Source organism: Streptomyces sp. NPDC002817 (assembly GCF_053592055.1).
Genome location: NZ_JBSFUY010000008.1, coordinates 351,280 through 360,080, shown reverse-complemented (window position 1 = coordinate 360,080; position 8,801 = coordinate 351,280). Strand labels below are relative to the sequence as shown.

General features: G+C 71.8%; 9 protein-coding genes and 1 pseudogene. 4 read left to right on the top strand and 6 right to left on the bottom strand.

The genetic code is table 11. The features are described 5' to 3' along the window. Positions 1–83: 83 nt before the first annotated feature. Positions 84–524 (top strand): annotated as a pseudogene (locus ACWD3I_RS18940) (ubiquinol-cytochrome c reductase cytochrome b subunit); the annotation flags it as partial. Here ACWD3I_RS18940 and ACWD3I_RS18935 read toward each other — a convergent pair. Together ACWD3I_RS18935 and ACWD3I_RS18930 are read right to left on the bottom strand one after the other, a co-directional pair. Beyond that, entirely contained in the window at positions 502–1,503 is a 1,002-nt protein-coding gene (locus ACWD3I_RS18935) for an acyl-CoA dehydrogenase family protein (protein WP_365394520.1), read from the bottom strand. The pseudogene ACWD3I_RS18940 and the gene ACWD3I_RS18935 sit on opposite strands and share 23 nt — an antisense overlap. Further along, positions 1,503–2,642, bottom strand: coding sequence for an acyl-CoA dehydrogenase family protein (locus ACWD3I_RS18930; RefSeq protein ID WP_365394521.1), 1,140 nt, complete (start codon positions 2,640–2,642; stop codon positions 1,503–1,505). The genes ACWD3I_RS18935 and ACWD3I_RS18930 overlap by 1 nt, the downstream gene beginning before the upstream one ends. A gap of 59 nt (positions 2,643–2,701) precedes the next feature. Here ACWD3I_RS18930 and ACWD3I_RS18925 point away from each other — a divergent pair, with 59 nt between their 5' ends. From ACWD3I_RS18925 to ACWD3I_RS18915, 3 genes are read left to right on the top strand one after another with little or no spacing between them, the layout of a single operon-like run. Next, positions 2,702–3,487 (top strand): SDR family oxidoreductase, encoded by a 786-nt coding sequence (locus tag ACWD3I_RS18925; RefSeq protein WP_365394522.1) that lies wholly within the window; start codon positions 2,702–2,704, stop codon positions 3,485–3,487. A 25-nt stretch (positions 3,488–3,512) separates the two neighbouring features. Further along, positions 3,513–4,127, top strand: coding sequence for a TetR/AcrR family transcriptional regulator (locus tag ACWD3I_RS18920; RefSeq protein ID WP_046262769.1), 615 nt, complete (start codon positions 3,513–3,515; stop codon positions 4,125–4,127). Between the two features lie 35 nt (positions 4,128–4,162). Beyond that, entirely contained in the window at positions 4,163–5,320 is a 1,158-nt protein-coding gene (locus tag ACWD3I_RS18915; protein WP_365394523.1) for an acetyl-CoA C-acetyltransferase, read from the top strand. 85 nt (positions 5,321–5,405) lie between these two features. Here ACWD3I_RS18915 and ACWD3I_RS18910 read toward each other — a convergent pair whose 3' ends face one another. The 4 genes from ACWD3I_RS18910 to ACWD3I_RS18895 are packed head-to-tail and all read right to left on the bottom strand — an operon-like array spanning position 5,406 to position 8,784. Continuing rightward, a complete protein-coding gene (locus ACWD3I_RS18910) occupies positions 5,406–6,494 on the bottom strand; it encodes an NAD(P)H-dependent flavin oxidoreductase (RefSeq protein ID WP_365394524.1) in 1,089 nt (362 codons plus the stop codon). Next, complete coding sequence (locus ACWD3I_RS18905) at positions 6,494–7,225, bottom strand: CoA-transferase subunit beta (protein ID WP_365394525.1); 732 nt, start codon at positions 7,223–7,225, stop codon at positions 6,494–6,496. The genes ACWD3I_RS18910 and ACWD3I_RS18905 overlap by 1 nt, the downstream gene beginning before the upstream one ends. Beyond that, on the bottom strand, positions 7,222–8,025 hold the full coding sequence (locus ACWD3I_RS18900; protein ID WP_365394526.1) for a CoA transferase subunit A: 804 nt from the start codon (positions 8,023–8,025) through the stop codon (positions 7,222–7,224). Before ACWD3I_RS18900 ends, ACWD3I_RS18905 begins: the two co-directional genes overlap by 4 nt. After that, entirely contained in the window at positions 8,026–8,784 is a 759-nt protein-coding gene (locus tag ACWD3I_RS18895) for an enoyl-CoA hydratase family protein (RefSeq protein ID WP_365394527.1), read from the bottom strand. Positions 8,785–8,801 lie beyond the last annotated feature (17 nt).

Below are 8,801 nucleotides of genomic sequence, written 5' to 3'. Positions count from 1 at the left end.
AACTGCGGCGGATAGTTCTTCATGACCACGAGATGTCCGTTCTCAGATCCTCAGGATCCAGTGTCTCGTGTGTCCAACCTCAGGGGTCAAGGCCCGACATCGTGGCCACGCATCTGCATCTGTCCATCAACGCGATCACCTGGTTCGTGCGGATCTCCGTCTTCGTCGTGCCGGTACTCGCGTTCATCGTGACGAAGCGGATCTGTCTGGGGCTTCAGCGCCGGGACCGGGACAAGGTGCTGCACGGCCGGGAGTCGGGCGTCATCAAACGGCTGCCGCACGGGGAGTACGTCGAGATCCACGAACCCCTCGCACAGGACCAGCTGCACACCCTCACCCAGCACGAGCAGAACCCGCCGTACGAGATCGGACCGCTCGTCGACGCGAACGGTGTGCGGCGGCCGGTCACGGTCTCCCAGCGGGTGCGGGCGCGGCTGGCGTATGTGATGTTCGGGCCCGAGACACGGATTCCCAAGCCGACGGCGGAGGAGTACCGGCAGATCAGCAGCGGCGACCACCACTGAGCAGGACGGCGGCCCGGCATTCGTCCGGGCTGCCCCAGGCGGTCCGCAGGGCGCGGGCCTTGGTCAGCCACAGGGACAGGTCGTACTCCGCCGTGTACCCGATCGCGCCGTGCAGTTGGAGCGCGGTACGGGCGGTGGTGTACGCCGCCTCGCACGCGGTGACCTTCGCGGCGGCGACGTCCTCCGGGGCCATGGTCAGGGCGGCGCCCAGGAGCAGGGGGCGGGCGAACTCCAGGGCGACCTCGGCGTCGGCGAGCCGATGCTTCACGGCCTGGAACGAGCCTATGGGGGTGCCGAACTGGGTGCGCTGTCCGACGTAGGAGACGGTCCTGTCGAGGAGCGCGAGGCCGACGCCGAGGGACTGGGCGGCGGTGGCGAGGCGGGCCAGCAGCAGGGCGGGGGCGAGGGACGCCGGGTCGGTGGCGAGGAGTTCACCGTGGTGGGGGGCGGCCGGGAAGAGGCGGCGGGCGGGGTCCAGGGAGGGGAGCGGGGGGCCGGGCGGGGGTGCGAGGCGGAGTTCGGTGGGGGCGACCGCGGCAGGACCGCTGACGGACGGGGAGATCGTCAGCCGTAGGTCGGCCATGTCCGCGTCCAGTGCGTACGGCCCCGAGGTCAGGGTTGCCGCCGATGCGCCCGAGGCCAGCGCGGGCAGCAGGCGTTTCGCCGGGCCCTGGTCGTCCAGGCCCGCCAGCAGGGTCGCCGCCGCGACCGTCTCCACCAGCGGGCCGGGCACCGCGTGCCGGCCCAACTCGACGAAGGCCAGCGTGAGTTCGACGGGCCGCAGGCCCAGGCCCTCGTACGCCTCCGGAACCGCCAGCGCGAAGACCCCGGCCTCCGCGACACGCGCCCACAGCGCGCGCCCCCTCACATGGTCGCCCCGGCTCCAGTCCCGTATCACCGCCGGAGTGTCCGCGGCGGTCAGCATCGCGTCCAGCGAGGCGCCGAAGGCACGCTGCTCGGCGTCCATGAGGAACCGCATCACCGGCGTCCCTTCGGCAGGCCGAGCAGGCGCTCGGCGATGATGTCGCGCTGGATCTCGTTGGTGCCCGCGTAGATGGGGCCGGCGAGGGAGAAGACGTAGCGCTCGGACCAGTCGGTGTCCGCCAACTCGCCCTCGGGGCCGAGGAGATCCAGGGCCGTCTCCGTCAGCGCGATGTCGTACTCCGACCAGAAGACCTTGTTGAGGCTGGACTCCGGGCCCAGTGATTCGCCGTCCAGGACGCGGGAGGCCGCCGCGAAGGTGAAGAGCCGGTAGGCGCGGGCTCCGATCAACGCGTCCGCCACCCGGTCGCCGGTCCGTGTGGGGCTGCCCTGGGATTCCCAGAGGCGGTGCAGACGGTCCGCGGCGGCCAGAAAACGGCCGGGGGAGCGGAGCTTCAGCCCTCGTTCGTTGCCCGCCGTCGACATCGCGATCCGCCATCCCTGACCCGGTTCCCCGATCACGTCCTCGTCCGGCACGAACACCTCGTCGAGGAAGAGTTCCGCGAAGGCGGGCTTGCCGTCCAGGCGGGCTATGGGCCGGACCGTGACGCCCGGAGCGCGCAGATCGAACATCAGGTACGTCAGACCCTGGTGAGGCTTCTGGGCGTCCGGGTCGCTGCGGAACAGGCCGAACGCACGGTCCGCGAAGGCCGCCCGCGACGACCACGTCTTCTGCCCGCTCAAGCGCCAGCCGCCGTCCGTACGGACCGCCTTGGAGCGCAGGGACGCCAGGTCCGATCCGGCCTCCGGCTCCGACCACGCCTGCGCCCAGACCACCTCGCCACCGGCCATCGACGGCAGCACGCGCGCGCGTTGCTCCCGCGTGCCATGGTCGAAGAGGGTCGGTGCGAGCAGGCTGACGCCGTTCTGGTTGACGCGTCCGGGGGCGCCCGCCGCGTAGTACTCCTCTTCGAACAGCAGCCAGCGGACCAGCCCCGCGTCCCGGCCGCCGTACGCCGTCGGCCAGTCGACCACCGACCAGCGGTCCGCGGCCAGTTCGGCCTCCCACGCGCGGTGCGCAGCGAAGCCCTCCGCCGTCTCCAGGGAGGGCAGCGGCTCGGACGGCACATGGCCGGTCAGCCACGCGCGGGCCTCGGCCCGGAAGGCCTCCTCTTCCTGCGTGAAGGCGAGGTCCATCGGCAACAGCCCTTCGACGGCGCTTCCCTAACAAGTGTTTGGTAGGTTAGCGTGGCCCTATGACAGGCGTCGAGACTCCGGCGTACGAGCCAGGGCACGCACTGCTGAGCGGGCGCACCGCCGTCATCACCGCGGCGGCCGGCGCCGGCATCGGCGGCGCCACCGCGCGGCGGTTCCTGGAGGAGGGTGCGCGGGTGCTGATCAGCGACGCGCACACGCGACGGCTCAAGGAGTCGGAGGCCGAGCTCGGGCGGGACTTCCCGGGCGCGGTGACGGCCCTGCCGTGCGATGTCACCGACGAGTCCCAGGTGCGAGCCCTGTTCGACACCGCCGTGGCGGAACACGGACGGCTGGACGTCGTCGTGAACAACGCAGGGCTCGGCGGGACCGCACCTCTCGTCGACATGTCCGACGACCAGTGGTCCCGCGTCCTGGACGTCACGCTGACCGGCACCTTCCGCTGCACCCGGGCCGCGCTGCGGCTGATGCGCGACTCCGGCACCGGCGTCATCGTCAACAACGCCTCCGTCATCGGCTGGCGCGCCCAGGCCGGACAGGCGCACTACGCCGCCGCGAAGGCGGGCGTGATGGCGCTGACCCGGTGCGCGGCCCTGGAGGCGGCCGAGTTCGGGGTGCGCGTCAACGCGGTGGCGCCGAGCCTCGCCATGCACCCGCACCTCGCGAAGGTGACCACGCCGGAGCTGCTGGAGGAGCTGACCGCGCGGGAGGCGTTCGGGCGGTACGCCGAACCCTGGGAGGTGGCCAACGTGATCGTGTTCCTGGCGTCCGGCTACTCCTCGTACATGACGGGCGAAGTCGTCGCCGTCAGCAGCCAGCACGCCTGACGAGCGGAGCGTCCAGAATGATGTCGTGCCGACCAAGAAGAAGCCGCAGGTGACCCCCGCCGCGCCCGCCCGTCGCCGGGAACTCCTCGACACCGCAGCCGAGGTCTTCGCCGAGCAGGGCTACAACGCCACCACCGTCCGCAAGATCGCGGATCACGCGGGCATGCTCGCGGGCAGCCTCTACTACCACTTCGACTCCAAGGAGTCGATGCTCGAGGAGATCCTGCGGACCTTCCTCGACGAGCTCTGGGACGGCTACGACACCGTCCTGGCCGCCGAACTCGGGCCCCGCGAGACGCTGGAGGCCCTGGTCACCGAGTCGTTCCGGGAGATCGACCGGCACCGCGCCGCCGTCGCGATCTACCAGAAGGAGAGCCGGCAGCTGGTCGCGCAGGAGCGGTTCGGGTTCCTCGCCGAGTCGCAGCGCAAGTTCGAGAAGGCGTGGCTGTCCACGCTGGAGCGCGGGGTCGCGGCCGAGGTGTTCCGGGCCGACCTCGACGTCCGGCTCACCTACCGGTTCGTGCGCGACACCGTCTGGGTCGCCGCGTCCTGGTACCGGCCCGGCGGACAGCACAGTCCGGAGGAGATCGCCCGGCAGTACCTGTCGATGGTGCTGGACGGGATCGCCGTACGTACGTAACTCATTGGGGATTCCGAGGAGTCTGGGGAGTTGGCATGGCCGAGGCCTACATCGTCGAAGCGGTCCGGACGCCTGTCGGGCGGCGCAAGGGTGGGCTCAGCGGGGTCCATCCCGCCGACCTGGGCGCGCATGTCCTGAAGGAACTGGTGGCGCGGGCCGGGGTGGATCCGGGGGCCGTCGAGGACGTCGTCTTCGGCTGTCTGGACACGGTGGGGCCGCAGGCCGGGGACATCGCGCGGACCTGCTGGCTGGCGGCCGGGCTGCCCGAGGAGGTGCCGGGGGTGACCGTGGACCGGCAGTGCGGCTCCTCCCAGCAGGCGGTGCACTTCGCGGCGCAGGGCGTGCTGTCGGGGACGCAGGATCTGGTGGTCGCGGGCGGGGTGCAGAACATGTCCCTGATACCCATCGCCTTCGCCACCCGGCAGGCCGCCGAGCCGCTCGGGCTCACCCAGGGTCCCTTCGCGGGCAGTGCGGGCTGGCAGGCGCGGTACGGGGGCAAGCCGGTGAACCAGTTCGTCGGCGCCGAGATGATCGCCGCGAAGTGGGGGATCAGCCGGCAGGACCAGGAGGAGTTCGCGCTGCGCTCGCACCAGCGGGCGGTGCGGGCGATCGACGAGGGGCGCTTCGAGCGGGAGACCGTCGCCTACGGGGACGTATCCGTCGACGAGGGCCCGCGCCGGGACACCTCGCTGGAGAAGATGGCCGGGCTGAAGCCGGTCGTCGAGGGCGGCACGATCACCGCCGCGTGCTCCTCGCAGGTCTCGGACGGGGCGGCGGCCATGCTGCTGGCCTCGGAGCAGGCGGTACGCGAACACGGCCTGACGCCACGGGCCCGCGTGCACCACCTCTCGGTGCGCGGCGAGGACCCGATCCGCATGCTGTCGGCACCGATACCCGCCACCGCCCACGCCCTGAAGAAGACCGGCCTCTCCATCCACGACATCGACCTCGTCGAGATCAACGAGGCCTTCGCCCCGGTCGTCCTGGCCTGGCTCAAGGAGACCGGCGCCGACCCGGACAAGGTCAACGCCAACGGCGGCGCCATCGCCCTCGGCCATCCCCTGGGCGCGACGGGCGTCAAGCTGATGACGACCCTGCTGCACGAACTGGAGCGCACGGGCGGCCGGTTCGGACTGCAGACGATGTGCGAGGGCGGGGGACAGGCGAACGTGACGATCATCGAGCGGCTCTGAGCGGTCGAGGCGCGGGACCGCGCCCCGTGAGGGGCGCGGGGAACCGCGCGATCAACCACGGACGACCGCTACTCGCGGAACAGCGTCAGCCTCCCGAGCCGCTGGGCGCCCGGCGCGCCTCGCGCACCCCGCCCGCCGACAGTGCCCCCACGACTTCCACAGCCTCCGCCATCACCCGGTCCACCAGCTCCGCACACGACGGCAGATCGTCGATCACCCCGGCGACCTGCCCGGAGGCCATCACGCCGAGATCCGTACGGCCGTCCACCATCGCCGACCTGAGCAGCATCGGCGTGTTCGCGGCGAGGAGGACCTGGCTCCAGGTGAGGTCCTTGCCGTGCTTCAGGGACAGGCCGTCGCGGATCATCTGCCGCCAGGTGAGTCCGGACAGGCGACGGAAACCGGTCGCGTGGCGGACCGCCCGCACCAGGGCCTTCGCGCGGCCGGAGCTCTCCAACCCGGTCACCAGGTCCGTGCGCAGCATCCGGTGCGGCAGGCCGTCGACCGCCCGCGTCACCGTCACGTCCTTCACCGTCGCCGCCAGATAGCGCGCCTTCACCGCGTCCGGCACCGTCGAGTCCGACGTGAGCAGGAACCGGGTGCCCATCGCGACGCCCGCCGCCCCGTACGCCAGCGCCGCGACCAGCCCCCGCCCGTCGAAGAACCCCCCGGCCGCCACGACCGGGATGTCCACCGCGTCCACCACCTGCGGCAGCAGCACGGTCGTCGCCACCTCGCCGGTGTGTCCGCCGCCCTCCCCGCCCTGCACGATCACCGCGTCCGCCCCCCACGCCGCCACCTTCTCGGCATGCCGGCGGGCACCGACGGACGGGACGACGACGACCCCCGCCTCCTTGAGCTCGGCGATCAGCTCGGCGGAGGGCGCGAGGGCGAAGGAGGCGACCCGCACCCCCTCGTCGATCATCAGCCGCACCCGGTCGCCCGCGTCCGCCGCGTCGGCACGGAGGTTGACCCCGAAGGGCTCGTCCGTGCGGGACTTGACCTCGCGGATCGCCGCTCTCAGCTGATCGAGGGTCATCGTCGCCGAGGCCAGGATGCCCAGCGCGCCCGCGTTCGCCGTGGCCGACACCAGGCGGGGGCCCGCCACCCAGCCCATCCCGGTCTGCACGATCGGATGGCGGACCCCGACCAGCCGGGTGAGTGCCGTGTCCATCAGACGGCGACCTCCCGCGAGCGGCTGCCGGCCGGGTCGAGCACCTCGCGGATCAACTCCAGCTCGTCCGCCGTCGGTTCACGCGTGTACGGCACCTCGTCCGGGATGTTCAGGGCGAACCCCGTGGCCTCCGCCACCTGCTCGACGCTCACCCCGGGATGCAGCGAGGCCAGCCGCATCGCGTGGTCGGGCGTCGCGAAGTCGAAGACGCCGAGGTCGGAGACGACGCGCGGGATCCGATGGAAGCGGGCGCCGGCAGCGTGGTCGTAGCCCACCCCGCACACCAGGTCGACCTTCTCGACGAAGACCCGCCGCGAGTGCCGGGGCACCCAGTAACTCGTCGGGTTGTTGAGGGTGTTGACCGGCGCCCCCCGCACCCCGAGCAACTGCCGCTTCGGCTGCGCCCAGTCACCGATGCAGGAGATGTTCTGGTTGCCGTACCGGTCGATCTGGCTCGCGCCCATCATCACGTGCCGCCGCCCGCCCGTGACCAGGGTCAGATGCTGCCGGTACGGCAGCCAGCCCTCGACGGTGCCGTCCGGGCGGACCAGCATCGCCTCGCCGTCCGTCAGCAGCAGATCCGGGGCGAAGGTGAGCCGCGCGAGACGGGCTCCGACGGAGGGGATCAGGCCCATGGGGCTCGCCAGGATCTCACCTCCGTCCCGCCAGGCCTCGGCACAGGCGATCACGCAGTACTCGGCGCGGGTGGGCGGCACAAGCGAGGCGTTCATGACCCCTCCTCCAGGTACCGTGCCGCGAACTCCGGCCAGGGCGTGGTCGCATAGGCCTTCTGCCAGGCCTCGTCCCGCCCGTAGTCCGGCGCGCAGGACGTGAAGTGCGCCCCGTTCGGGGCCTCGACGACTCCGGTGACCACATGCCGCTTGACCAGCAGCGACTGCGGCGGAGCCTCCTTCGTCAACTCGGCCGTGTCGACGACCCGTTCGCACGAGACGTACGCGGTGTCCGCCGCCTCGCAGAACAGGTCGTCGAAGTACGGGTCCGGGCCCAGACACTGCCCGTTGCCCAGCCGGTCGGCGCGGTTGACGTGGACCAGGGCCGCGTCCAGACGCAGGGCGGGCATGGCCACGAACGTCTCGCCGTCGTCGTACGGCGAAGTCACCGTCCGCAGACCGGGGTTGACTCGCATCACGTCCGACCCGACGCCCGCCCGCACCGGCAGAAAGGGCATGCGGTTCGCCGCCGCGTGCAGCCCCCACATGAACATCGCCTCGTCGATCTCCATCAGCTCGAAGTCGCCGCGCTCGCGGGCCGCGCGGTAGTGCGGTTCGAGCGGGATCGAGTCGAGGGTGACGAAGGCGGCCACCAGCTTGCGGATCCGTCCGGCCGCGGCGAGCATGCCGACGTCCGGGCCGCCGTACGAGACGATCGTCAGGTCGGTGACATCCGACCGGAGCAGCGCCCTGACCAGGGTCATCGGTTTGCGGCGCGAGCCCCAGCCGCCGATGCCGAGGGTCATGCCGCTGCGCAGCCGGGCCACGGCCTCGTCCGCGGTCATGGTCTTGTCGCTCACCTATCGGCCCTCCTTCCCGAACCTGTCACGGATGCGGTCGGCCACCCCGGCGGTGCTCGCCTCGAAGGTGAAGCCCTGCTCGAAGCGGTAGCTGCGGTGCACGTCGACCGGGTCGATACCGTTGATCGCCGCCTTGGCGAGCCGGAGCAGCTCCCCGTCCTTGGCGGCGATCTCGCGCGCCAACTCCAGGGCCGCTTCGAGGAGTTCGGCGCGCGGCACCACCCGCCACACCGAACCGTGCGCGTGCAGCTCGGCCGCGGTCGCCGTGCGCGAGGTGAAGTACAGGGCGCGCATGAGGTGTTGGGGGACCAGCCGGGCCAGATGCGTGGCCGCGCCCAACGCGCCCCGGTCCAGCTCGGGCAGCCCGAAGGTGGCGTCCTCGCTCGCCACGATCGCGTCCGCGTTGCCGACGAGGCCGACACCGCCGCCCAGGCAGAAGCCCTGCACGGCCGCCACCACCGGGACCTCGCAGTCGTACACCGCCGAAAAGGCCTCGTAGCAGCCGCGGTTGGCGCCGACGAGCGCCGAGGGACCCTGTGCCTGGATCTCCTTGATGTCCACGCCCGCGTTGAACCCCCGGCCCTCGGCGGCCAGCACCACGCACCGCACCTGCGGATCGCGGCCCGCCCCGCGCACCGCGTCGGCGAGCGCGAACCAGCCGTCCACCGGCAGGGCGTTCACCGGTGGGAAGTCGACCGTGACGACGGCGACGCCGTCCTTTCCGTGCCCCGTTTCCTGGGACGAGGTGGAGACACCCATGGAAGCATCAGCTACCT

Excerpts from the sequence above, each read along its gene's own strand:
- ACWD3I_RS18935 (WP_365394520.1), bottom strand. The coding sequence starts at position 1,503 with ATGCGGTTCCTCATGGACGCCGAGCAGCGTGCCTTCGGCGCCTCGCTG.
- ACWD3I_RS18930 (WP_365394521.1), bottom strand. The coding sequence starts at position 2,642 with ATGGACCTCGCCTTCACGCAGGAAGAGGAGGCCTTCCGGGCCGAGGCC.
- ACWD3I_RS18925 (WP_365394522.1), top strand. The coding sequence starts at position 2,702 with ATGACAGGCGTCGAGACTCCGGCGTACGAGCCAGGGCACGCACTGCTG.
- ACWD3I_RS18915 (WP_365394523.1), top strand. The coding sequence starts at position 4,163 with ATGGCCGAGGCCTACATCGTCGAAGCGGTCCGGACGCCTGTCGGGCGG.
- ACWD3I_RS18910 (WP_365394524.1), bottom strand. The coding sequence starts at position 6,494 with ATGGACACGGCACTCACCCGGCTGGTCGGGGTCCGCCATCCGATCGTG.
- ACWD3I_RS18905 (WP_365394525.1), bottom strand. The coding sequence starts at position 7,225 with ATGAACGCCTCGCTTGTGCCGCCCACCCGCGCCGAGTACTGCGTGATC.
- ACWD3I_RS18895 (WP_365394527.1), bottom strand. The coding sequence starts at position 8,784 with ATGGGTGTCTCCACCTCGTCCCAGGAAACGGGGCACGGAAAGGACGGC.